The following is a 22247-nucleotide window of genomic DNA, read 5'->3' on the forward strand; positions in this document are numbered from 1 at the left end:
CCAGATCTGCAAGCTGCTGGAACCGTTCAACAGCAACGGCACTGTCCTGTCACCCAAGACGGATATTTCGGCTGATCTGAATATCGATTCGGTTACCGTCATGGACTTCGTGATGGAGGTTGAGGATCACTTCGACATCGAGATCCCGCTCAATGTGCTGTCTGAAACACGCACCATCGAGGACCTGGCCAAGGTCGTCGACGGGCGGGTGAAGAAGGGTTAGCGCCATGGATCTTCTTGCGAAACTGTCTGGAATCGCCGAGCGTCATAAGCGCATCGCCGCTCTCGGCCTTGATGGCATCGGCGTGGTCAACGAAGAAATGATCTCGCCCACACGTGCAATGATCGGCGGCCGGGAAACGATCCTCGCGGGTACCAACAATTACATGGGTATCACCTTCGATCCGGACTGCATCGCAGCCGGTCAGAGGGCTCTGGCGGAATTCGGCACCGGCACTACCGGCTCGCGCATTGCCAATGGGTCATTTGCCATGCACGCCGAGCTTGAGCATGAGCTGGCGAAATTCCTCGGTCGTCGGCACTGCATCGTGTTCACCACTGGCTATCAGGCCAATCTTGGCATGATGTCGGGGCTGGCGGGCCCGCGTGATACGATCTACCTCGATGCCGATTCACATAGTTCGATCTATGACGGCTGTACATTGTCAGGCGCCAAGCTTGTTCGCTTCCGTCACAATGATGCAGCCGACCTCGACAAGCGGCTGACACGAGGCGAGGGCGATGATGGTGGCAAGCTGGTGGTGCTGGAGGGCATCTATTCGATGCTGGGTGACCGTGCGCCGCTGTCTGACTTCATCGAGGTGAAACGCAAGCACGGCTTCCAGCTTCTGGTTGACGAGGCACATTCCTTCGGTGTGCTGGGGGCCAATGGCCGGGGACTGGCGGATGAGGCGGGCGTCGAGCAGGACGTTGACTTCCTGGTCGGCACCTTTTCCAAGAGTGTTGGTGCAATTGGCGGGTTCGGGGCAGGTGATCACCCATATTTCGATTTTCTGCGCTACGCCATGCGCCCTTACATGTTTACTGCCTCCTCGTCCCCGGCGTCTGTCGCGACATCGCTTGCAGCGCTGCGCAAGCTGGCGGCCGAGCCGCAGCGGCGCAAGCGGCTTGCCGAGAATTCCGGCCGCCTGTTTGCAGGATTCCGGGATCTTGGTCTTGATCTTGGTTGTGACGTTGTCAGTCCCGTGGTTGCTGTCAGATGTCCTGACGAGCTCTCGACGGTGGCCATGTGGCACGCTCTTCTCAAGGCGGGTGTCTATGTCAACATCGCCCTGCCGCCGGGAACGCCCAACAAGCTCTGCCTGTTGCGCTGCTCGGTATCGGCTGCGCACACGGAAGAGGAAATTGACCGTATCATCGAGTTGTTTGGAGCGGTGGTCGCCCAGGGTCATGGCCTCAAGGCTGTAAATGCCTAGAGTAAAACCGACCTGATCGAAACGGCGCCGTTCGGTTGGGCAGGTGCGGATTGGCAGGCGCGACCCAAAACGAGGGCTGGATGTGCTCGAGATGGTTGCGACGAACCGGACGCCCGTGGCCGGCGAGCCCTGAGGGCCGGGGTCTCACGCTCCGTGGTGGTGTCGGATGGCTCGACCGGGCCACCAGCGCGCTCTTCGCCGTGCTCCATGGCAGACCGCGAAATTCCTCTGGCTGCGCGGTTCAGTCAGGCTGGTTCTCGCTCTAGCCCTTGATGAACGAAAAACTTGGCCCTGTATTCATTTGTAGCGGTTCGTTCTCTGGTGGCTGGAAAAATTCCCCATCGATCACGAACATCGTTCTTGTGGTGACCTTGACCTCATCCGAGCGGAAGCTGACTGCGCCGGGCGGTGTGGCGCGGTTTGCACCGCCATACATCACGGGCAGGATCCAGCGCAGCACGGATGGAACGGGAAAGGGAAGGACTGTGGTTCGGATCATCCCGTGACCGCCACCCCAGAACGGCCGGGCTCCCAGAACCAACTGGGAGAGTGTGGTTGACATCTGCAGGAGTTGTGGACCATCTGTGAGGCGCTGGTCCTCTGTTTCGACGGTAATGGCGAAGGGTCTGTCGAAGCGGGTATCGTCGCCTGGCTGCGGTTCAGACAGCAAGTGCTGGGCCACACCGCGCAGGAGTGTGGTGGCGACGGCCAGCTGGCCCTTCATGCCTTGTTCATTGAATGCGGTCTGGCAATAGCGGGTTGCTTCGGCGACCGCGCCGGTCCCAACGAACATGCCGTGGCGCACCATGCCGTCAGCGGGGTTGGCACATCGTATCGTATGTCGAGTGATGACATCGAGGGCCTCGCACTTGCGCAGAAAATCGGCCTGTGCATCGAGTGATCGGTTGCGAAAGCCAAGGTCTCTTGCAGAAAGATTGGTGGTGCCATGAGGCAGAAGGCCCACACGAGGTGGCGTGCTGAATGGCCGGTGCTCTGCAAGTATGGTCAGGATCGCCTGAATGGTGCCGTCGCCCGAGCTGATGAAGAGATCGGTGACACCCTCCGTTGCCATTTTCCTCAATTCGGACTCCAGCTGCCCAAATTGCTCGAGAATGAGTATCTTGATGAGCGGATCATCCTTCAGCTTCTCGGCTAGCGCCAGGCCCTTGCCTGCTCCACGCCCTGCGCGCGGATTGACGATCAGCCCGGCCCGCTTGGTGATCGCGGTGCTGACCCTCGCCATCTGCTAGAGCCTTTCGGCTCGCAAGGTCAGGGTAGTTGCCAGCGCGCCGAAGGCCACGACCGGCAGCCAGGCAGCCAGCCAGGGCGCAACAAAGCCGAGCTCGCCCATGGTGAGGGATATGCCATCAACGATGAAAAATGCAAAGCCAAGCCCGACTCCGGCGGCGAACAGCACGCCGAGGCCACCACCACGGCGGAAGCGTGTGGCGAGTGGAACGCTCAGTCCCACCATCAGCAGACCCGACAGGAAGAGCGACAGACGCTTGTTCGCCCATGTTTCGTAGACCCAGACCGGACGGATGCCAAAACCCTGATTCTCAATGAAATAGGAGAGTTCATTCAGCGACATGTCCTCAGGAGCCCCGGACCTTACTCCGGCCCGTGCCGGTTTCAGGTCTCCGGAATAGATCAGTGTCGGCAAATGCGATGGCTCCAGACTGTCACGATAATAGACCAGCACATCCTCCAGCACCCATCTGCTGCCCGAGAGAGAGGCCCGATCAGCGTAGATCTGCTCGCGCAAGAGGCCATTTACATCGCGCCTGAAGATGGTGATTTTATCGAGTTCGGTGGATTGCGTGTTTGCCCGACCTGCCCGAAGAATGTCTGGGCCTGCTCGCATCCAGATCGGGCCTTCGCCACCAACCTTCAGCTTGTCACTGCCATAGTCTCCGATGCCCCAGTCCCTGAGCTGGGGGGTGGTGAGCGGGATGGCCGAGTTGGACAGGACGAATTGCAGGCCGCCCGCCGCCAGCGCCAGGGGCAGCAACATGATGACGATACGGGCAGGAGAAAGTCCGGCTGCCCAGATCGCTGACATTTCATTGCGGTAGCTGAGCTCCGTCATGCTCAGCAGCATGGCGAGCAGCAGGGATATCACGAGATAGTTGGCAAGGACCGATGGAGCGCGGAAGATCATGTATCTGACGATGATGCCAGGGTCGTCCGGCTGGAGCATCTGGAGTTCCTTGGCGTTCACCAGCAATTCCACCGAAAGGACAAATACAGTGATCCCGAGCAGAATTCCGAGGAACCTGATTGCGACCATCCGGTTCAGCATCCAGCCGATTGTATTCATCATGACGATGTGCCCCAGCCCAAACGCCGCTGGACATTCCTGCGCAATCTTCCAACTGCATCGCCAACTCGGTCAATCAGGATGCTGAAGGGATCGTTGCTCAGCGTGAAGCAGGTGCGCATGTAGCGCCAGGTTGCGAAGCTTGCCAGCACGAGGCAAGGCAGCCACATGGTCAGCAAAGGGGACGCCGTTCCGTGATTGGAGATCGATGCGCCCTTATGGATGACTTCATTGTAGACAATGATGAGCGCCAGGGCCACGGCAGTCCGAAACCCATGCTGACTTCGGCGTGAGCCGACGGTGAAGGGAATGGCAAGAAAGGGCAAAATGAGAATGCTGACAGCCGTGACAAGCCGCTCGCTGAGTTCCGATGAGACTTCTGCACGACTGGACTTGGCTGGGGGATCGTCGAGGGCGAAGAACAGCTCGGCAATTGTCAGTTCGCGCTCATCCTCGCCGCGTGGCCGAAAGGCACTTTTTGAAATGCGCCCCAGTGGGGTGTCGGATGTCCCGAATTCGGCCGTCGAGCCGAGCACGGGCGGCCGCGCGTCGATAGCGGGAGGGGCGTCAAAGGACAGGCGGTGCCCATTCTCAAGCCGCAGCGTCGGCCGCTGGCCATTCTGGCCTGTAATCAGGGAGCCGCGCTGGGCAGTAATTGTTTCTGAACCATCCTTGCCTTCATCCTGATAGATGAAGACACGCTCAAAGCTGTTGTTGTTGCGGTTGAGCTTGTCGATGATGAAGGTATGATCGCCAGCCTGCATGAACACGCCTTCTTCGGCAAGATAGAACACATCGACGTTCTGTACATCAAACACGATGGCCCGGTAGGCATGGCGGGCATAGGGCTGCAACCATCCCATGATGACGAACGACAGAAGGCTCATGAGAATGCCGAGCACGATGACAGGTCTTGCCTGCCGGTTGAGGCTGATGCCCGATGCCATGAAAGCGTCTGTCTCGGAGTTGGCTGACATCCGGCCAAAACCGAGCAGCAGTCCAAGGAACAGGGCCGCCGGCAGCGCGGTTCCGAGATAATGCGGCACCAGATAGGCGAGCATCTCGAAGACCACGGTAAAGGAACTTTTCTTTCCAAGCGTTACGTCCAGCAGTCGGACCATGCGGTCGGCCAGCAGCATGAGCATGCCGATCACCAGCGCACCCGCCAGAGGCAGGGACACGTGGCGCAGCACGACCTTGTCGACGAGGGGAAGCAAGGAGAGGCTCAGGCGGCTGGGATCGGGGAAATCATCATGGCTTCAATCTAGCGCACTCATAGATCAGGAAGAAAGCGGGAATTGGCCGGTAGTTGCGATAGTCCGTGTCAGCGGATCAAAGCTGCGGGTAATTACCTCTATGTCCCATTTTCCGCTTTGGCGCTGAATGCGGTAGAGATTCCAGGCAGCCGGGGCATGGTGGCTGAGGCCCGTCATTGACGCGGAGGGAACACCCAGCACATGCACCGTGCCGAAGCGTGATGCAAGGGTGTTCTGCATGTTTTCGTGGTTGTGGCCGTGCAGGATCAGTTCAGCGCCGTGAGTTTCGAGAATGTGCTTGAGTGGTGCCGCGTCAATAAGCGCCCGGCGCGGGCTGGCAAGACCTGGCAGTGGCGGATGATGGATCATCACCACTCGGGCATAACCGCGTTCGCGCAGGTCCGGCAGCAGGGCTGCGAGGGATTGTCGCTGAATGTCTCCCAGCACTCCCGATGCACGGTGCAATGGTTGTGGTACAGCCGTTGAAACGCCGATCAGGGCCACGTTGCGGCGCAGGCGTACATAGGGGAACGGCGTGCGGATCTGCGCGGTGGTCTGGGTCAGGCCTACCCGCATGTCGCCTTCCATATAGCCGGCCAATCCTGACAGGCCGTGCTGCCAGTCCATCCGCACATAGGTATCATGGTTGCCAGGCACGAAGCTGATCCATGAAGGTTCGCCGAAGCTGCGGATCCACTGAGCGGCGTTGGTGAATTCGTCATGAGCGGCAACATTCACGATGTCACCGGTCAGCGCAACGTGATCGGGCGCCGCAGCACGGATATCCGCAGCGATGGCATGGGCAATTGCCGGGTTGTGAAGGCGGTGGCGGCCCAGGCGCCAGTTGATGACCCCCAGCGTCCGCTTCAGCGCAAAATGGCGCCGTGCCGCCCCGCTTGGCAGTGGACCGAGATGCAGGTCAGAGAAATGCGCGATGGTAAACACGTGCGGAAAAGCCAGAATTGCTGTGAATGTTTCTAGGGCGGGGCGAGTTGCTTCTCGAAGATGCGGTAGGTCTTGTAGGGGCGGCCGCCGAAGCTTTCGATCATGCTTCGCATCGGCAAATTGTCTTCGAGGATCCACGAGAGCTCTGCCTGCCTTGTGCCGCGGCGAGTATGGAAATCCCTGATCTGCACGATGGCAGACATGCCCAGCACGGCTCCGACTGCCGTGCCATGGAATTTGCGCCGGACACCCATCAGAGGAATGCGCACCGATCGCGGCGGGCTGCTGAACAGGTTCCATGCCAGTTTTGCCCATCCGAGGGGCAGAAGCCGGCCGTTGAGGCCCGCCAGCCAGTCATTGATGTTGGGCAGGCTTACCGCCATGGCCGCGGCCTCTCCGCGATACTCAACGATGGCAATATAGTCACCGCTCACCAACATGCGCAGGTTGTTTCCAAGCGCGGTCATTTCTGCCTCGGTCCACGGCACGAAACCCCAGTTGTCGGACCACGCGTCGTTGGCGATATCGACGATGGTGCGCAGCTCTGCGGCAAGCCGTTTCTTGTCGAGGGATCTTATCCGGATGTCGTGATCGGCGCGCGCCTTTGCAGCAGCTAGCATCACGCCGCGCGGCAAGGTCCCTGTGTCGGCAAACCCATAGGCGATGAGGTCCTTGGCCTTGCCGAAGCCCAGCTCTGTCAGTCTCGCTGCATAGTAGGGCCGGGCATGACCCATCATGATCGACGGTGGCGTGTCAAATCCCTCGACCAGCAGGCCTGATTCATCATTGATCGAGAAGCTGAAAGGCCCCTGCATGTGCCTGGCGCCGCGGTCCAGCAGCCACGAGCCGGCCGCCTCGGTGAGAGCAGCCATCACGCTGGCATCGTCCTCAGCCTCGAGAAATCCAAACTGCCCGACGCCATCCTGGTAGCGTGCTGTGCGAAGCGAGCAGAGCTGGGCCGAAATGCGCCCGACGGGCCGCCCATCGCGGACTGCCAGAAACAGCTCGGCCTCGGCATGTTGGAAATAGGGATTTCTGCGGCGGTCGAGGTGCTCCTGGCGCTCGACATGGAGGGGCGCCACCCAATGCGGGTCGCTCCGATAAAGCGCGAAGGGCACGTCGAGAAAGGCCTTGACGTCGGCCTTGCTGCGGACCGGGCGGATGCTGACGCTCTGGACCATGGCCCCGCATAACCCTTGCCGGGGATGAACTCAAGCATGCCAGTCTGCCTTGACGCCGCCGTGTGCAGCGTTTATGCGCGCCGCCATGATCACGAAGGTGTATGGCCGCTCGCGACGAGGAGCCCGCATTGTGCGCGGTACACGGCCTTGCGGTCCTCCATCCCATTGACGGGTGCGGGCGCGTCGAGGCTTCCCTCTGTCCATCGAACACCTGGAACTTTTACCATGAACGGATCTTTGGTCTGCCATGACACGGCCCCAGATGACATCGCTGCAATCGAACATCTTCTCGACCTGAGCTTCGGTTCAGGCCGCCACAGCAAGACTTCCTACCGGCTGCGTGAGGGCAACACGCCTGTGCCCGGCCTCTCTCTGGTGGTGCGTGATCAAGGCGTGCGGCTGGCCGGCTCGATCAGTTTCTGGCCGCTCGCAATCGGTGTAGGGCAGAGCAAGGCGCTGTTGCTCGGGCCGCTTGCGGTTCACCCTGACCGCCAGAAACTCGGCATCGGGCTTGAACTGATGCGTCAGGGCCTGGCCCGGGCGCGCGAGCAGGGGCACGGACTTGTGCTGCTGGTGGGCGATGAGCCCTACTATGCACGGGTTGGGTTCCGCAGGCTGCCACCGGGCCTTGTGACGCTGCCCGGCCCGGTCGATCCCAATCGGTTTCTCTACCTCGAACTCCGGCCCGGAGCGCTGCAGGGCGTGTCTGGTCTGGCGCAGGCGCCGCGCTCAGCGGCCCTCGCGATACCAGAGGGCGCCCAGGCCGAGGAGAAGTACGGCCAGGCTTAACAGCGTGGCAAAGATGGGCGTGTCGGCCACCGCGGTCACGCGATAGGCATGGTTGGCGCGAAGCCCAATCCAGCCCGCGCCGGTCATCGGCCTGCCCGGATCTACCTTCACCGCTCGTGGCATCGCGTCCTGCAGCCAATGCATGCCGCCGCCCGTCGCAGCAGCAATAGGGGCCAGCACCGCAGCGGTGGCAATCAGCGAGGACATCTCGCGGGCATCGGCGCTGCCCGCGGCGGCGACGGCGATGAGCTTGCCATCGCTCAGCCGGTAGAGGCCAGCCTCGGTCACGGGAAGAACGCCCTGGAAGCGGCCAGGTGATGCCTCCCGCAGCTTGACCGTCTCGGTCCTGCCGGACGGCAGGGTCACGACGACGGGCTCTGCCGTGTCTGCCATGGTGCGGCGCTCGATCACCAGGTCCTTGCCGGCCTGGCGGCCGCCCAGCGCCTCTTCCTCAAGATCAGGTTCCTTCATGAGCCAATGCGCCATCCGGCGCAGCAGTTCGGTCTGCGGCCCGCCACCATCATAGCCACGCGCCCACAGCCAGCCCTGATCGGAGAGCAGTTGCGCCACGCGCCCATCGCCCTGGCGTGACAGGACCAGCAGCGGCCGGGCGTCAAGTCCGGACATGACCGTTTCCTCCGGCTTGGCATCGGTATCGACCAGACGGAACCACCGCCCCCAGGAGGGCTCTTCACCGGAGGATCCCGGCAGTTCGCGTGTGACCGGGTGTTTGCGTCCTTGCTCGGTGAGTTTGGGCTTGAAGGGCCCCTCGGCAACCTTGCCGGTCGGTGCAGCGGCGATGACGTCAGAGAGCGGCGTGTAGTAGAGCCCGTCCTCATCGGCGAGGTCCGGTCCGGAGGCGATCAGTACTGCGCCGCCTTCGGCCACATAACGCGCGATATTGGCCATGTAGGCAGCTGGCAGAACGGTCTGGCGGCGATACCGGTCGAAGATCACGAGGTCGAACTGGTCAAGCTTGTCCACGAACAATTCGCGGGTGGGAAACGCGATCAGCGCAAGCTCGCGGGTGGGCGTTCCATCCTGTTTTTCGGGTGGCCGCAGAATGGTGAAATGAACGAGGTCAACAGAAGGGTCTGCCTTCAGCAGGTTGCGCCACGCCCGCTCGCCAGGGTGGGGCTCGCCCGACACCAGCAGCACGCGAAGCCTGTCGCGTACGCCCTCGATCACCGTGACGGCGCGGTTGTTCTGGAGCGAGATTTCGCCTGCCAGCGGCGGAACTGCAATTTCAATGATGTTTTGCCCGCCGTGGCTCATGGGCACACTTAAACTGACGGACTGGTTCGGGGTCACGTCAGCGACAATGGGTTCCGCACCACCTGCCACGACGGTGATCGACACGGGTGTGCCGGGTCCATTGGTCTCCTCGACCCGGAAGGTGACGGTCTGCTCCTGCCCAACCATGCCGAAGCGGGGTGCCTTCTCCAGCACGATGCGCCGGTCACTTTCGCTGCGCGATCCGCTGATCAGGCCGTGCACGGGTCCGCCGATGCCGCTGCGCGCGGCCTCCTCGGGCGCATCGTGGATCTGACCGTCGGTGATCATGATTGCCCCGGCAAAACGCTCCGGTGGAATGTCTGCAAGTGCTTGGTTCAGGCCAGCAAATGCCCGGGTGCCATCATCCTCCGCGCTGATGCCCGAGGTGACCTCGACCACGCGCAGTTCGGTGCCGGGCAGCCCTGCCACAGACTGGCGCAGCGCTTCGGCCGCCGCGTCGGTTCGCGCCCTGCGTTCGTCGCTCTGCTGGCTCAGGGAGCGGTCAATGACGGCCACGGCAATGTCGCTCAGTTCCTCGCGGGTTTCGTTGCGGATCACCGGATTGACCAAGGCTGCCAGCAGCAGCAGCAGCACCAGGGCGCGCAGCAGGCTGCCGCGCGCGCGCGCAAGGCCGAGCAGAACGACGAGCAGGACTCCCGCCGCAGCCAGAACGGCAATCACCATCCAGGGCAGGGCGGGGGCGAGGGAGATGCTCCACGACATCATTGCCCGAGCCTTTCCAGCAGAGCGGGAACATGCACCTGATCAGCCTTGTAGTTGCCTGTCAGGGCATACATGACGATGTTGATCCCCGTCCGGACCGCAAACTCCCGTTGCCGGTCTGAACCCGGGATCACCGCGTACAGCGGCTCTCCCATCTCATCGAGCGCCCAGGCGGCGGCATAATCATTCGAACCGATGATGATGCCACTTACTCCGTCGGCATTGTTGGCGGAGGCTCCAGCACTGTCGGCTGCCTCCACCCAGAGCTTGCCGCCGTCGTAACGGCCGGGAAAATGGTCGAGCAGGTAGAAGCTCTTGGTCAGAACGTGACTGGGCGGCACCGGTTCGAGCGCAGGAATGTCAAGCTTGGCGAGGATGCGCCGCAGCGCATCGGCCGAGGCTGTGGTGCCGCCGGACAGGGCGTCTGGCCCCGCGCCGTCCTCGCGCAGGTCAAAGAAGATGGTGCCGCCACCCTTCATGTAGTCATCGATGCGCGCCAGGGCTGCGTCGGATGGAACCGTCGAATCAGGCCGCACTGGCCAATACAGGAGCGGAAAGAAGACAAGTTCGTCATGTTCAATGTGGATGCCGGTGGGATCGCCGGCTTCGACGGAGGTACGCTCGCTCAGCATTTCGGTCAGACCCTTGAGACCCTGCTCGCTGATCCTGTCGATTTCGGCGTCGCCGGTGACGACATAGGCGAGCCGCGTCTGGAGCGCGTTGCTCATTGCAAACTGGTCCGCGCTTTGGGCAAGGCTTGGAGATGGCGGCCAGCACGCCATCACCATCAGCACGGCACCGCCAAGTGCCGCTGCGCGCTGGCGGCTCGTCCTCAGCCGGGCGAGCCCGCCGCCGATCAGCAGCATGGCAAGGCTGTCGGCAAGAAACAGCAGCATCGCAAGAACAAAGGCGTAAGGCCCGAGGGCCAGAGCCGGGCGTGGAGCCAGGCTTGCAACGGTGATGCCGCCGGGCAGATTGCCAATCGGCTCCAGCCGATCGCCGCTGCGAGCAATGTTGAGGGCGCGCTCCTGCTGACCGCGGCGATAGATCCCCGCTGGTGTTGCTGCCCCTGCCTTTGCCGAGTCGATCGATGCGGCTGCAATTGGCTGGATGTCGGGCTCGGGTGGGATCAGTTCGCCGCTGCCGTTCAGGGTGCGGTAGGGCAAAAAGGCCTGGGCGTCCGGCGCGCTCGCGGTCGTGGCTGATCCGCCGCCTGCGGCCGGTGCGAGATCAAGCACCCGCCGGAGCATTTCCACGAACAGCCCCGACACAGGCAGGTTCGACCAATCGGCATTGGCCGTGACATGAAACAGGACGATCAGTCCCTTCCCCTGTTTGCTGGCCGTAACCAGCGGGGTGCCATCACCAAGGCTCGCCCACACCTTGCCTGGCAGTTCGCTGTCGGGTTCGGCCAGCACCTGCCGCGACACGGTCACCCCAGGGTCGCTGTCCAGTCCCGCAAAGGGGCTCGTATCGGGGAAGCGCTGGAGGGGCTGAGGCGTCTCCCAGCTCAGTGCACTGCCGAGCGAGCGGCCACCCTCACGCAACCGGACAGGAATGAGGCCATCCTGCGCTCCAGCCAGACGTGGGCCGGCAAATCGCAACAGCACGCCACCCTTGTTTACCCAGGACGCGATCATCTCCTGCTGATTGGCCGGCAACACGCCAATGTCGGCCAACACCAGCATGGAAAGGCCCTGATCGAGCAGGCCTTTGAGCGCCTCGGTATCGTCTGGTACCGCGATATCGGCATAGGGCTCGAGCGCGCGTGACACGTAATAGAGCGGCGCCAGAAGTGGCTGTGCGGTTTCGGATGCAGTTCCGGACATGAGGCCCAGCGTCTTGCGCCGCCAGCGGTCATCGAGCAGGAAGGTTGCCGCAGCATGCTCCTGGCCGGAGATGGCGATGCGGCTTGCCTGATTGCGAAGTTCGGTGGGCAGCTCGATCGATCCACTTGCATTGGTTGCCCCTGCCGCAAGCCGCAGTGTTGTTTCGCCGAGACTGCGGCCGTTGCCGGCGCGCGCGGCCACCTCGACTGTCTGGTCCTGGCCGCCCGGCGCGCGCAACACCTTCACGGTGATCGCGCCTGTTTCGATGAGAGGTGCCGTCAGTGCCAGCGGCAGGTCCGAGGCCTCGGGCAACAGCGCTTCCACCTGTGCACGGCCTTGGGCGAGGCCCGACAGGCCGGAGGCGAACGCTGCCGCCTTGCCGTCGTCCAATCCATCCGCCAGCCAGATGACGCGCAGCGCCGACTGCGTGGCAAAGGCCTCCCGAAGCCGATCCAGCAGGGCGATACGGTCAGGGTCCAGAGCCTTCGGCACCAGGGCAGCAAGGCGATTTTTCACATCTGTGGCGGCAGCGGCAGCAAGCTCAGGCGGTCGCAGCGTGTGTGTTGTGGTTGCCAAGGTTACCGGTGCCCCTGCCAGTGCCGCCGCGTCCAGGATCTCTGCCATGATGGCGCGCCGCCTGTCCCAGTCCGGGGCAGCCGCCCAGCTGTCGTCGGCAATGAGAAGAATAGCCGTGCGCGAGGGTGAGGCCACATGCCCTGGCGCAAAGACTGGCTGCGACACACCGAGAATGATCAGCCCTGCAAGCAGCAGCCGCAGCAGCAGCAACCACCACGGGGTCTTGTCCGGTTGCTCCTCGCGGTTGATCAGGTCCATGAGCAGCCGGATCGGAGGAAAGCGAACCACCGCGGGCCGTGGCGGCGTGAAGCGCAGCAGCCACCAGATGACCGGCAGCGCCAGGAGGCCCGCAAGAGCGAGCGGCGTTGTGAAGCTTATGGTGCCAAGAAGACTCACCGTGCAGCCTCTCCGGAGATCAGGGCATGCAGTGCAAGCAGCGCGGGCACCGGCGCCTGGTCGGTTCGGTGGATCAGGAAACTCCAGCCCAGCCGGCGGCACAGCGCGCTGAGTTCCGCGCGATGGGCGGACAGCCGCTCGCCATAGGCGCCGCGCAGGGTTTCCGCCCGCGCTGACAGAAACCTGAGCGGCCCGGCCATGTCCTGGAATTCGGTCCGTCCCTGGTAGGGCAGTGTCTCCTCGGCAGGGTCCATGACCTGAATGACGTGGCCCTTCACGCCAGCTTCGGCAATCGGCGCCAGGGCGTGTGCGATGTCACTGACAGGGTCGAGAAAATCGCCAAACAGCATGGCGTGCGAGAAGCGCCGCAGCCGTTGCGGCACTGGCAGGCCGGGGCCATCTCCTGCAAGCAGCCAGCCTGCCAGCTTGACGAGTTGCGAGCGTGCATGATCGGGTTGAAACGGCGCTCCGAGTCCGCCCACCTGCTCTTGCCCGCGCAGCGCCAGCGCTCCTGCCGCCAGCGCCAGAAGGCGGGCGCGCTCCAGCTTGCTGACGGCTGCCAGGTGTGAACGGAAGGTCATGGATATGGCCGGCGAACACCAGAGCCACAACGTGTTGGCGGCCTCCCATTCATTCTCGCGAATGAACACCCTGTCTGAGCGCGCGGATTTGTGCCAGTCGATGCGCTGGGTTGAATCGCCCGCACTGTAGGGCCGGTATTGCCAGAATGCTTCGCCGGGTCCCGAGCGCTTGCGGCCATGCTCGCCGAGGATCACCGTGGCGGCAATGCGCTGGGCTTCCACCAGCAGCGGTGGCAGTGCCTGTGTCTGCGCGGAGGCGCGGCCGGCCAGTGCGAGGGCGCTGTGCTGGGGCATGGGATCAGTCGATGAGCCGGGAGAGCCGCTCGATGACACCGTCAACAGTGTGGCCGTCGGCACGGGCCGTGAAGTTGAGCGCCATGCGGTGGCGGAACACGGGTCCCAGCAGCGCCATCACATCATCCAAAGAGGGCGACAGCCGGCCCTGCAGCAGCGCTCTGGCGCGCGCACCCAGCATCAGCGCCTGCGAGGCGCGCGGTGATGGGCCCCAGGCCACATTGCCGTTGATGAAGGCATCCGCCTCCGGGCCGGGGCGCGCGGCGCGCACCAGCCGAAGGATCGCCTCCGCCACCTGTTCGCCCACCGGAACGATCCGCGTCAGGCGCTGTGCCGCCATGAGTTCGTCCGCGTTCAGCACGTTGCCCACATCCTCTTCGGCTGCGCCCGTCGTTGCAAACAACATCCGCCGTTCGGCATCGAGAGAAGGGTAGGGAACATCAATCTGAAGCAGGAACCGGTCGAGCTGTGCTTCGGGCAGCGGATAGGTTCCTTCCTGTTCGATCGGGTTCTGGGTGGCCAGCACGTGGAACGGCCGCGGCAGGTCGTGGCGCAGGCCTGCCACCGTCACGTGACGTTCCTGCATCGCTTGCAGAAGTGCCGACTGGGTGCGCGGCGAGGCACGGTTGATTTCGTCCGCCATCATCAGCTGGCAGAACACGGGGCCCGGCAGAAAACGGAATTCTCGGCGGCCCAGCTCGGATTCTTCCAGAACTTCTGATCCGAGAATGTCGGCGGGCATCAGGTCCGGGGTGAACTGCACGCGCTTCTCGGCCAGACCCAGTACCCGTCCAAGTGTGGTGGCAAGCTTCGTCTTGGCAAGGCCCGGCGCGCCGACCAGCAGGGCATGACCACCACCCAGAATTGCGGTGAGGGCCTGCTCGATCACATCGTCCTGGCCGAAGATCACCTTGCCGATGGCCGTCCTGACCTCTTGCAGCCGCGCTGCCGCGGCTTCGATCTCTGGGATGATGTTGCGATCGGCTTCGGAGATGCTTGGCATGGGTCTCGCTCGTGATCTTGAGGGCGGGAGAGGCCCGGCGTCAGGGCCGGCGTCGACGACTATCTGTTTCGGAAAGGAGAATGGCCTAAAAGAGGCGGGCGTGACAGCCCCCCGTCCTGTGTTATGAGCAAACCATGACGATGGATCACCAGGATGTGGCGAATCCCCTGAAGGGCCTCGGCCAGGCTCGTTCGGCTGGTGGCCGGCCACCGGTCCACCTCTGGAATCCGCCCTTTTGCGGCAACATCGATATGCGCATTGCCGCGGATGGCACATGGTACTATCTCAATTCGCCGATCGGCCGTAAGCCTCTGGTGCAGCTTTTTGCCTCGGTTCTGCGGCGCGAGCCCGATGGCAGCTATTGCCTCGTCACGCCCGTCGAGCGTGTTGGGATCAAGGTTGAGGATGCTCCCTTCACAGCCGTGCGCATGCAGTTGAGCGGCACGGGCGATGCGCAGACCATCTGCTTCGAAACCAATGTCGAAGACCGTGTGACGGTGGGCTCCGGCCATCCATTGCGCTTCGCCGAGGAGGCTGGAACGGGTGGTCTGAAGCCTTACGTGCTGGTGCGGCCCGGCCTTGAGGCGCTTGTCACGCGGGCATTGTTCTATGATCTGGTGGCGGCGGGGTCGGTTTGCGAGGACTGGTTCGGTGTCTGGTCGTCGGGCGAGTTCTTTGCGATGCAGAAGGCGAGCGACATCGGAGTTGGTGTGTGACGGCTCGCTTTGATGAGGCGGAGCTGAGGTCACTCGCGCCGCTCCGGCTGCACCAGGCCCCGCCCGTTGAGCACCGGCGCAGTGATGATGACCTGAACCCCGAGGCTCGCATCATTCCGGCGGGAGAGGCGCCCAAGCCTGCCGCCGTGCTGGTTCCGCTGGTGCCGCGATCGAGCGGCCTCAACATGGTGCTGACCCAGCGCCAGCCTCATCTTACCAGGCATGCGGGCCAGGTTGCCTTCCCTGGCGGGCGGATTGACGACACCGATGCGGGCGTTGTGGAGGCGGCCCTGCGTGAAACGGCAGAGGAGACCGGCATCACCTCCGGCTTCGTCGAGCCTTTGGGCTTTCTCGACACCTACCTCACAAGCACCAACTACCGTGTGATGCCGGTGGTGGCCCTGCTGCGGCCGGGCTTTGCGCTCGTGCCCCAGGAGGCCGAGGTGGCCGAGATTTTCGAGGTCCCGCTCGCCTTCCTGATGAATCCCGCCCATCATGAACGTCACGCGCGGGAGTGGCAGGGCCGGCAACGCTTCTACTATGCGATGCCCTGGCAGGGGCGTTATATCTGGGGGGCCACTGCCGGCATGATCCGCAACATGTATTCGCTTCTCTACGAGACATCATGAACGCTATTCCCAGCCTTGCCGCCGCCGACTGGCTTCAGGCGCCGCCGCTCCGCCGCATCTTGGAGGTTATCGCCGCAGCTGGTGGCGAGGCGCGCGTTGCAGGTGGCGCCGTGCGCAACGCCCTGATGGGGGAGCCTGTCACGGAGGTCGACCTCGCAACCACGCTGTCGCCGGAGGCGGTGTCGGCTGCCTGCATGGCTCAAGGCCTTGGCGTTCACCCGACGGGGATTGCGCACGGCACCCTCACCGTGGTGGCCGATCATCAGCCCTTTGAGGTCACAACGCTCCGCCACGACGTTGAAACCGACGGCCGGCGCGCCATTGTCCAGTTTACCGATGACTGGCGGGCGGACGCCCGGCGCCGGGATTTTACCATCAATGCGCTCTATTGCGATGCAAGCGGCACGGTCTACGATTACGTGGGGGGCTATGCCGATATCCTGCGCCGCCGCGTGAGTTTTGTTGGCAGCCCGGCACAACGCATTTCCGAGGACTATCTCCGAATTCTGCGCTTTTTCCGCTTCCATGCCCGTTATGGCGAGGGAGATCCGGATGCGGCAGGGCTTGCGGCCTGCGTGGCGGCGGCCTCCCACCTCGATGGTCTGTCGGCCGAGCGTGTCCGGCAGGAGATGTTCAAGCTGATGGTGGCGCCCGGCGCCATCGCAACCCTTCAGTTGATGGCTGCCTCGGGAATTCTCGGCCGTCTTCTTCCGTATACGGAAGACTGGAGTGTGCTGACGCGCCTGCCACCCGATCCGATTCTGCGCCTGGCCATTCTTGCCCGGGAGCCGCTGACCATGAAAGACCGCTGGCGGCTCTCCAACCACGAGGTGCGGCGGCTTGAGGCCCTTGTTTCGCTTACGCCGCCGCAGCCTGGGTTGCGGCCACAGGAGCAGCGCGTCATTCTCTATGAAGTGGGCAGGCAAGCCTGGTGTGATATGGTGCTCATCGGTTGGGCACGGTCTGGCGCGGCCATGGATGATCCCGCCTGGCAGGAACTGTTTGATCTGCCAGAGCATTGGCAGGCACCTGTCTTTCCGGTGTCGGGGCGGGATCTTCTTGCGATGGGCATGGCGCCCGGGCCGGGCGTCGGCGATGCGTTGCGCAAACTTGAAGACTGGTGGATGGCTTCCGGGTTCGCGCCCGGGCGCCAGGACCTGCTCGACAGACTGAAGTGATGGAGGATGGCATGGCGGATATTCTGGTGATGAAGACGAAGGGCAAGACGGCGCCCGCCGTGGAGAAGGGCAAGCCCGACCGGACGAAGCTGATCGCGGGCAAGTACCGCACGCGCACTTGGAATCATTTCACCGGCGAGGCAGACAGGCTCTATTGCGGCATATGGGAATCAACCCCCGGCAAGGTGCGTGTCGACTACAAGGAATGGGAGTTTTGCCATTTCATCTCTGGCAAGGCGGTTCTCACCAACGACGAGGGCAAGTCCTGGACGCTTCGGAAAGGTGATGCCTTCATCATTCCGGCCGGCTTCAAGGGCAGCTGGGAGACGGTGAAGCCGGTGCGCAAGCACTATGTGATCCTGATGCCGGAGACCGGGCCAGAGACGAAGGCGCGGACGCGGGCCAAGGGCAAGGCCAGATCATGATGAACTCAGTCCTCGTCACGGGCTCGGCGCGGCGCATCGGGCGTCAGCTGGCGCTCGATCTCGCCCGGGACGGGTGGGACGTGGCCGTGCATTGCAACGAATCTCTCGCCGAGGCCGATGACGTGGCAAGGCAGATCCGCGAACTCGGCCGGCGGACCGTCGTGGTGCGGGGTGATCTCTCTAACCCCAATGTACCAGACCAATTGATTGCCGAAGCCTCGGCCGCGCTGGGAGGCCTTAACTGTCTCATCAACAATGCCTCTCTCTTTGAGCCGGATGAGGTCGGCAGCATCACCCACCGGAGCTGGGCCGAGCACATCGACACAAATCTGCGTGCCCCCATCTTTCTCTCGCAGGCTTTTGCGCGGCAGTTGCCGGCCGGTGAGGAAGGCAACATCATCTCGATCATCGATCAGCGGGTCTGGAAGCTGAATCCCAAGTTCTTTTCCTATACGACATCGAAGTCCGGGTTGTGGACGGCAACCCGAACCCTGGCGCAGGCCCTTGCGCCAATGATCCGCGTCAATGCGATCGGGCCCGGCCCGGCCCTGCCGTCCGCGCGCATGGACATGGCGGAGTTCGAAAAGCAGTCCGCTCTGACGCTTCTTGGCCGCGGCACGTCGCCTGGGGAGATTTCCGCGGCCGTCAAATTCATATTGTCCCAGCCGTCGCTCACCGGCCAGATGATCGCGCTGGATGGTGGCCAGCATCTGGTCTGGCAGACTCCCGATGTGACCGAGGTGAATGAATGAAGAAGCCGATCATCAGCCATCACGTGGCAAACGCCTCGGCGGGCTTGCGCCATGTGTTCGTGCGCGATCTCGAGATGAAGGCGCTGATCGGCATCCATGACCATGAGAAGCACCAACCCCAGCGCATCATCGTCAATATCGACCTGTCGGTGGAAGAGGGCGCTGGTCCGCTGGACGACGACATCAGCCACGTCGTCTCCTACGAGGTCGTGGTGCGCAAGGTCGAGGCCATCATCGCGGAGGGCCATATCAATCTGGTTGAGACGCTCTGCGCCAAGATTGCCGCGGCCTGCCTGCGCGACAAGCGCGTCAGGGCTGCCCGGGTCCGGGTGGAGAAACCCGACATCTTCGCCAATGCGAGGAGCGTTGGCGTCGAGATCGAGCGGCAGCGCTAGCCTGCCCGTGTCGTCAGGCAAGGAGCGGGCGGGATGAACGGCGAGGACGAGGCGGTCGAAGAGACGGGCTCTGCCGTGATCCGGGACGCGGTGGCCCGGCTTCCGGGCAAGCCTGGCGTCTACCGCATGTTCGACGCCAAGGGTGATGTGATCTATGTCGGCAAGGCCCGGAACCTGAAGAGCCGGGTATCGAATTATGCCCGGCTCACCGGGCACTCGGCGCGCATTGCCACCATGATATCGCTGACCACAGCGATGGAATTCGTCACCACGGCGACGGAGGCCGAGGCGCTCCTTCTGGAAGCAAACCTCATCAAGAAACTGAAGCCACGCTTCAACGTCATACTGCGTGACGACAAGTCCTTTCCCTACATTCTCATCGCCAGGGATCATCCCGTGGCGCAACTCGTCAAACATCGCGGCGCGCGCAGCCGCAAGGGCAGTTACTTTGGCCCGTTTGCCTCGGCTGGTGCGGTAAACAGGGCCATCAACACGCTGCAGAAGGCCTTTCTGCTCCGCACCTGCTCGGACAGTGTCTATGCCAATCGTACCCGGCCGTGCCTTCTCTATCAGATCAAGCGCTGTGCAGCGCCCTGTGTAAACTATGTTTCGCCTGAGGCGTACGAAGAGCTCGCAACAGAGGCGGAGGCCTTCCTTGCCGGCAAGAGCCAGGTGGTGAAGGCCGATCTTGCGCGCCAGATGGAGGCCGCCGCCGAGGCGCTTGATTTCGAGCGCGCCGCCAGCTTTCGCGATCGTATACAGGCGATGAGCTTCGTCACCCAGACGCAGGGCATCAATCCGCAGGGTATCGAAGAGGCGGATGTGTTCGGGCTGGCGCAGGAGGGCGGACAGTGCTGCATCCAGGTCTTCTTTTTCCGATCCTTCCAGAACTGGGGTAACCGAGCCTATTACCCAAAGGCAGACAGGGGCCTGGCGGCATCCGAGATCCTCGCGTCTTTCCTGGCTCAGTTCTACGACGACAAGCCGGTGCCCGGTCTGGTCCTGCTTTCACAAGACATCGAGGAGCGTAGCCTGCTCGAGGAAGCGCTTTCCACCCGCGCCGGGCACCGCGTCGAGGTGGCGGTGCCACAGCGTGGCGAAAAGAAAATTCTGGTTGAGCATGCGCTGAGCAACGCCCGGGAGGCCCTCGGCCGCAAGCTGGCCGAGAGTTCTTCGCAGATGAAGCTGCTCGAGGGCGTGCAGCGCGTATTCGGCCTTGGCGATGCGCCGCAGCGCATTGAGGTCTATGACAACTCCCACATCCAGGGCGCGCATCCGGTTGGTGCGATGATCGTCGCAGGGCCCGATGGTTTTGTGAAGTCACAGTATCGGAAGTTCAATATCCAGTCGGAAAGCAGCGGCTCGGACGATTTTGCCATGATGCGCGAGGTGCTGACCCGCCGCTTCACCCGTCTCCTGAAAGAGCAGCAGGACGATGACCAGGCCTGGCCCGACCTGGTGCTGATTGATGGTGGCCAGGGGCAGCTTTCGGCGGCAAAGGCGGTGCTTGATGAACTGGGCCTCGCGGACCTGCCGGTGGCAGGCATCGCCAAGGGTCCGGACCGCGATGCTGGCCGCGAGCACTTCCACGTGCCGGGCCGGGCCTCATTCATGCTGGAGGGCCGCGACCCGGTTCTCTATTACATTCAGCGCCTGCGGGATGAGGCGCACCGCTTTGCGATTGGTTCGCACCGGGCGAGGCGCTCACGCGCCATCGGCTCCAGCCCGCTCGACGAAGTACCCGGTATTGGCCCGCTGAGAAAGAAGGCCCTGCTGCAGGCATTTGGCTCTGCCCGGGCGGTGACACGGGCGCCGGTGGCCGATCTTGCTGCGGTCGATGGCGTGAGCCATGCACTGGCGCAGGCTATTTACGACCACTTCCATGACGGTGCAGAATGAAAAGACCCATGGTTGAACGCGAATCAGACAAGACACAGTCCTATTCGAAGGTGTGGAACCTGCCGAACCTCCTCACCTATGGGCGCATCGTCGCGGTGCCCGTCGTGGCCGGGCTGCTGCTGTGGGGCGGAAACGGTGCGCGCTGGACCGCCCTTGCCATCTATGTCATCGCAGCCATCACCGACTTTCTCGATGGCTATCTGGCACGGCGCTGGCAGCAGCAGTCATCACTCGGCCGCATGCTGGACCCGATCGCCGACAAGGTGCTGGTCGCCGTGGTTCTGCTCGTCCTGTGTGCCGATGACATCCTCCGCGGCGGGCACATCTGGGCAGCCATGATCATCCTTTCGCGCGAGGTGCTGGTTTCGGGACTTCGTGAATATCTGGGCGAGTTGCAAGTGTCGGTTCCGGTGACCCGGATTGCCAAGTGGAAGACGACGGTTCAACTCGTATCCATCGGTTTCCTGATTGCCGGGCCTGCGGGTGACACGATCCTGCCTTACACCACCCAGATGGGCATTGCCCTGCTCTGGATCGCGGCGGGACTGACGCTCTATACGGGTTATGACTATTTCCGCGCCGGCCTGCGTCATGTGGTGGACTAGGTGAAGATTCTCTATTTTGCCCGAATCCGGCAGATAGCTGGGCGCAGCATGGAGGAGGTCGAGGTGCCGCCGTCCGTGAGGACCGTCAGCGATCTGATCGGCTTCCTGAGCGGGCGTGATCCGGCGGTTGCCGCAGCCCTTGCAGAGCGGCGCACTCTCCGCGCGGCCGTCGACCAATTCCACGTGGAGCTGGACTCACCCCTCGACGATGCCCGCGAGGTGGCGTTCTTTCCGCCGGTCACCGGCGGGTGAGTCGGCGCCGCTAGCCTCTCAGCCCGCAGCCACCAGGTCTGCCGCTTTCTCCGCAGTCATCATCACGGCGGCGTTGATGTTGACGGTGATGAGAGAGGGAAATACCGAGGCATCCGCCACATAGAGTCGATCGACGCCAATGACCTTGAGGTCGGGCGTAACCACCTTGCCGATCGCGGCCGTGGCACAGGGGTGGTAGACCGTTTCACAGACCTCACGCACATAGCTCGTCCAGTCAGCCTCGGTCTGAACCGAGGGGCCCGGGTGAACCTCGCGTTTGCAGAGCAACTGCATGGATCGTGTTTTGCCCAGCTGCCGTGTGAACAGCATGGCGCGCAGCAGCAGAGCCAGATCGGAGGGGTCTGAAAAATAGTTGAGGTCGATGACCGGCTGGTCGGTCATGGCCGGTCCTCCAAGCCGGATGCTGCCCTCGCTTCGTGCGCGCGTCACGTTGGGCGAGGCCTTCACGGCTGGTCCGGGCGTGGCCAGCCGGGCGCGGTCGGCATACTTCTCGCGGACGCGAAGGCCGAAGTGAAAGAGAATGTCGGGCGCAGGGGCGTCCGGTTCGAGTTGCAGCATCATGGTTGCCTCGAAGGGACAGATCTCCCAACCTGAAACTTCCTCGTGGGTCTCCCACACCACCGGCGCCGCAACGTGATCGCGCAGGTGGCGCCCGACATGCGGAAGGTCGGCGAGAACCGTGATGCCCTGCGCGCGCAACTCGCTGCCAGGCCCGAGCCCCGACACCATCATCAGTTGCGGCGTCTGAATGGCGCCGCAGGCCAGGATCAC

22 protein-coding genes are annotated in these 22247 nt (G+C 63.0%); 12 read left to right on the forward strand and 10 right to left on the reverse strand.

Annotated features, from left to right (window positions below; translation table 11 throughout):
- Together ACILRN_RS05635 and spt are read left to right on the forward strand one after the other, a co-directional pair.
- The coding region (locus ACILRN_RS05635) for an acyl carrier protein (protein ID WP_395686359.1) at nucleotides 1-223 on the forward strand (223 nt) is incomplete at its 5' end.
- Between the two features lie 4 nt (nucleotides 224-227).
- A complete protein-coding gene (spt, locus tag ACILRN_RS05640; protein ID WP_395686361.1) occupies nucleotides 228-1436 on the forward strand; it encodes a serine palmitoyltransferase in 1209 nt (402 codons plus the stop codon).
- Between the two features lie 262 nt (nucleotides 1437-1698).
- Here spt and ACILRN_RS05645 read toward each other — a convergent pair whose 3' ends face one another.
- The 5 genes from ACILRN_RS05645 to ACILRN_RS05665 all read right to left on the reverse strand — a co-directional run bounded on the left by ACILRN_RS05645 (nucleotide 1699) and on the right by ACILRN_RS05665 (nucleotide 7138).
- Complete coding sequence (locus tag ACILRN_RS05645) at nucleotides 1699-2679, reverse strand: diacylglycerol/lipid kinase family protein (RefSeq protein WP_395686363.1); 981 nt, start codon at nucleotides 2677-2679, stop codon at nucleotides 1699-1701.
- Between the two features lie 3 nt (nucleotides 2680-2682).
- Nucleotides 2683-3759 (reverse strand): LptF/LptG family permease, encoded by a 1077-nt coding sequence (locus ACILRN_RS05650; RefSeq protein WP_395686365.1) that lies wholly within the window; start codon nucleotides 3757-3759, stop codon nucleotides 2683-2685.
- On the reverse strand, nucleotides 3756-4973 hold the full coding sequence (locus ACILRN_RS05655) for an LptF/LptG family permease (protein WP_395686367.1): 1218 nt from the start codon (nucleotides 4971-4973) through the stop codon (nucleotides 3756-3758). The genes ACILRN_RS05650 and ACILRN_RS05655 overlap by 4 nt, the downstream gene beginning before the upstream one ends.
- A gap of 63 nt (nucleotides 4974-5036) precedes the next feature.
- Nucleotides 5037-5957 carry a metallophosphoesterase family protein gene (locus ACILRN_RS05660; protein WP_395686368.1) on the reverse strand — a complete coding sequence of 307 codons (921 nt, stop codon included), beginning with the start codon at nucleotides 5955-5957 and terminating at the stop codon, nucleotides 5037-5039.
- Between the two features lie 32 nt (nucleotides 5958-5989).
- A complete protein-coding gene (locus ACILRN_RS05665) occupies nucleotides 5990-7138 on the reverse strand; it encodes a dATP pyrophosphohydrolase (RefSeq protein WP_395686370.1) in 1149 nt (382 codons plus the stop codon).
- A gap of 225 nt (nucleotides 7139-7363) precedes the next feature.
- Here ACILRN_RS05665 and ACILRN_RS05670 point away from each other — a divergent pair, with 225 nt between their 5' ends.
- Nucleotides 7364-7927 (forward strand): GNAT family N-acetyltransferase, encoded by a 564-nt coding sequence (locus tag ACILRN_RS05670; protein WP_395686372.1) that lies wholly within the window; start codon nucleotides 7364-7366, stop codon nucleotides 7925-7927.
- Here ACILRN_RS05670 and ACILRN_RS05675 read toward each other — a convergent pair.
- Genes ACILRN_RS05675 through ACILRN_RS05690 form a run of 4 tightly spaced genes read right to left on the reverse strand, consistent with a single transcriptional unit; the run spans nucleotide 7868 to nucleotide 14604 of the window.
- Nucleotides 7868-9928 carry a hypothetical protein gene (locus ACILRN_RS05675; protein WP_395686374.1) on the reverse strand — a complete coding sequence of 687 codons (2061 nt, stop codon included), beginning with the start codon at nucleotides 9926-9928 and terminating at the stop codon, nucleotides 7868-7870. The genes ACILRN_RS05670 and ACILRN_RS05675 overlap by 60 nt on opposite strands.
- Nucleotides 9925-12726 carry a DUF4159 domain-containing protein gene (locus ACILRN_RS05680; RefSeq protein WP_395686376.1) on the reverse strand — a complete coding sequence of 934 codons (2802 nt, stop codon included), beginning with the start codon at nucleotides 12724-12726 and terminating at the stop codon, nucleotides 9925-9927. Before ACILRN_RS05680 ends, ACILRN_RS05675 begins: the two co-directional genes overlap by 4 nt.
- A complete protein-coding gene (locus ACILRN_RS05685; protein ID WP_395686377.1) occupies nucleotides 12723-13601 on the reverse strand; it encodes a DUF58 domain-containing protein in 879 nt (292 codons plus the stop codon). The genes ACILRN_RS05680 and ACILRN_RS05685 overlap by 4 nt, the downstream gene beginning before the upstream one ends.
- A gap of 4 nt (nucleotides 13602-13605) precedes the next feature.
- Nucleotides 13606-14604, reverse strand: coding sequence for an AAA family ATPase (locus ACILRN_RS05690; protein ID WP_395686379.1), 999 nt, complete (start codon nucleotides 14602-14604; stop codon nucleotides 13606-13608).
- Between the two features lie 134 nt (nucleotides 14605-14738).
- Between ACILRN_RS05690 and ACILRN_RS05695 the strand changes: the two genes are divergently transcribed.
- From ACILRN_RS05695 to moaD, 9 genes are read left to right on the forward strand one after another with little or no spacing between them, the layout of a single operon-like run.
- On the forward strand, nucleotides 14739-15320 hold the full coding sequence (locus ACILRN_RS05695; RefSeq protein WP_395686381.1) for a DUF1285 domain-containing protein: 582 nt from the start codon (nucleotides 14739-14741) through the stop codon (nucleotides 15318-15320).
- A complete protein-coding gene (locus ACILRN_RS05700) occupies nucleotides 15317-15949 on the forward strand; it encodes a CoA pyrophosphatase (RefSeq protein ID WP_395686383.1) in 633 nt (210 codons plus the stop codon). Before ACILRN_RS05695 ends, ACILRN_RS05700 begins: the two co-directional genes overlap by 4 nt.
- Entirely contained in the window at nucleotides 15946-17127 is a 1182-nt protein-coding gene (locus ACILRN_RS05705) for a CCA tRNA nucleotidyltransferase (protein ID WP_395686385.1), read from the forward strand. The genes ACILRN_RS05700 and ACILRN_RS05705 overlap by 4 nt, the downstream gene beginning before the upstream one ends.
- Nucleotides 17128-17138: 11 nt before the next feature.
- A complete protein-coding gene (locus ACILRN_RS05710) occupies nucleotides 17139-17552 on the forward strand; it encodes a cupin domain-containing protein (RefSeq protein WP_395686386.1) in 414 nt (137 codons plus the stop codon).
- Nucleotides 17552-18304 carry an SDR family oxidoreductase gene (locus tag ACILRN_RS05715; protein ID WP_395686398.1) on the forward strand — a complete coding sequence of 251 codons (753 nt, stop codon included), beginning with the start codon at nucleotides 17552-17554 and terminating at the stop codon, nucleotides 18302-18304. The genes ACILRN_RS05710 and ACILRN_RS05715 overlap by 1 nt, the downstream gene beginning before the upstream one ends.
- Complete coding sequence (gene folB, locus ACILRN_RS05720) at nucleotides 18301-18699, forward strand: dihydroneopterin aldolase (RefSeq protein WP_395686388.1); 399 nt, start codon at nucleotides 18301-18303, stop codon at nucleotides 18697-18699. Before ACILRN_RS05715 ends, folB begins: the two co-directional genes overlap by 4 nt.
- 33 nt (nucleotides 18700-18732) lie before the next feature.
- Entirely contained in the window at nucleotides 18733-20598 is a 1866-nt protein-coding gene (uvrC, locus tag ACILRN_RS05725; protein WP_395686390.1) for an excinuclease ABC subunit UvrC, read from the forward strand.
- A gap of 8 nt (nucleotides 20599-20606) precedes the next feature.
- On the forward strand, nucleotides 20607-21203 hold the full coding sequence (pgsA, locus tag ACILRN_RS05730; RefSeq protein WP_395686392.1) for a CDP-diacylglycerol--glycerol-3-phosphate 3-phosphatidyltransferase: 597 nt from the start codon (nucleotides 20607-20609) through the stop codon (nucleotides 21201-21203).
- The gene (gene moaD / locus ACILRN_RS05735; protein WP_395686394.1) at nucleotides 21204-21455 is read left to right on the forward strand and encodes a molybdopterin converting factor subunit 1; all 252 of its coding nucleotides are present in this window, start codon (nucleotides 21204-21206) and stop codon (nucleotides 21453-21455) included.
- 18 nt (nucleotides 21456-21473) lie between these two features.
- On the opposite strand, the gene ACILRN_RS05740 is transcribed toward moaD, so the two are convergent.
- Nucleotides 21474-22247 (reverse strand): GMC family oxidoreductase (locus ACILRN_RS05740; RefSeq protein ID WP_395686396.1); only part of this gene is annotated, 774 nt, incomplete at its 5' end.

The sequence above is a fragment of the Aestuariivirga sp. genome (assembly GCF_044238155.1).
GTDB lineage: Bacteria > Pseudomonadota > Alphaproteobacteria > Rhizobiales > Aestuariivirgaceae > Aestuariivirga.

What these genes read in the sequence shown, in the direction of transcription:
- ACILRN_RS05695 (WP_395686381.1), top strand. Translation starts at nt 14,739, where the DNA reads ATGACGATGGATCACCAGGATGTGGCGAATCCCCTGAAGGGCCTCGGC.
- uvrC (WP_395686390.1), top strand. Translation starts at nt 18,733, where the DNA reads ATGAACGGCGAGGACGAGGCGGTCGAAGAGACGGGCTCTGCCGTGATC.
- ACILRN_RS05710 (WP_395686386.1), top strand. Translation starts at nt 17,139, where the DNA reads ATGGCGGATATTCTGGTGATGAAGACGAAGGGCAAGACGGCGCCCGCC.
- ACILRN_RS05670 (WP_395686372.1), top strand. Translation starts at nt 7,364, where the DNA reads ATGAACGGATCTTTGGTCTGCCATGACACGGCCCCAGATGACATCGCT.
- pgsA (WP_395686392.1), top strand. Translation starts at nt 20,607, where the DNA reads ATGGTTGAACGCGAATCAGACAAGACACAGTCCTATTCGAAGGTGTGG.
- ACILRN_RS05645 (WP_395686363.1), bottom strand. Translation starts at nt 2,679, where the DNA reads ATGGCGAGGGTCAGCACCGCGATCACCAAGCGGGCCGGGCTGATCGTC.
- ACILRN_RS05650 (WP_395686365.1), bottom strand. Translation starts at nt 3,759, where the DNA reads ATGATGAATACAATCGGCTGGATGCTGAACCGGATGGTCGCAATCAGG.
- ACILRN_RS05665 (WP_395686370.1), bottom strand. Translation starts at nt 7,138, where the DNA reads ATGGTCCAGAGCGTCAGCATCCGCCCGGTCCGCAGCAAGGCCGACGTC.
- ACILRN_RS05715 (WP_395686398.1), top strand. Translation starts at nt 17,552, where the DNA reads ATGAACTCAGTCCTCGTCACGGGCTCGGCGCGGCGCATCGGGCGTCAG.
- folB (WP_395686388.1), top strand. Translation starts at nt 18,301, where the DNA reads ATGAAGAAGCCGATCATCAGCCATCACGTGGCAAACGCCTCGGCGGGC.
- ACILRN_RS05690 (WP_395686379.1), bottom strand. Translation starts at nt 14,604, where the DNA reads ATGCCAAGCATCTCCGAAGCCGATCGCAACATCATCCCAGAGATCGAA.
- ACILRN_RS05705 (WP_395686385.1), top strand. Translation starts at nt 15,946, where the DNA reads ATGAACGCTATTCCCAGCCTTGCCGCCGCCGACTGGCTTCAGGCGCCG.
- spt (WP_395686361.1), top strand. Translation starts at nt 228, where the DNA reads ATGGATCTTCTTGCGAAACTGTCTGGAATCGCCGAGCGTCATAAGCGC.
- ACILRN_RS05675 (WP_395686374.1), bottom strand. Translation starts at nt 9,928, where the DNA reads ATGATGTCGTGGAGCATCTCCCTCGCCCCCGCCCTGCCCTGGATGGTG.
- ACILRN_RS05685 (WP_395686377.1), bottom strand. Translation starts at nt 13,601, where the DNA reads ATGCCCCAGCACAGCGCCCTCGCACTGGCCGGCCGCGCCTCCGCGCAG.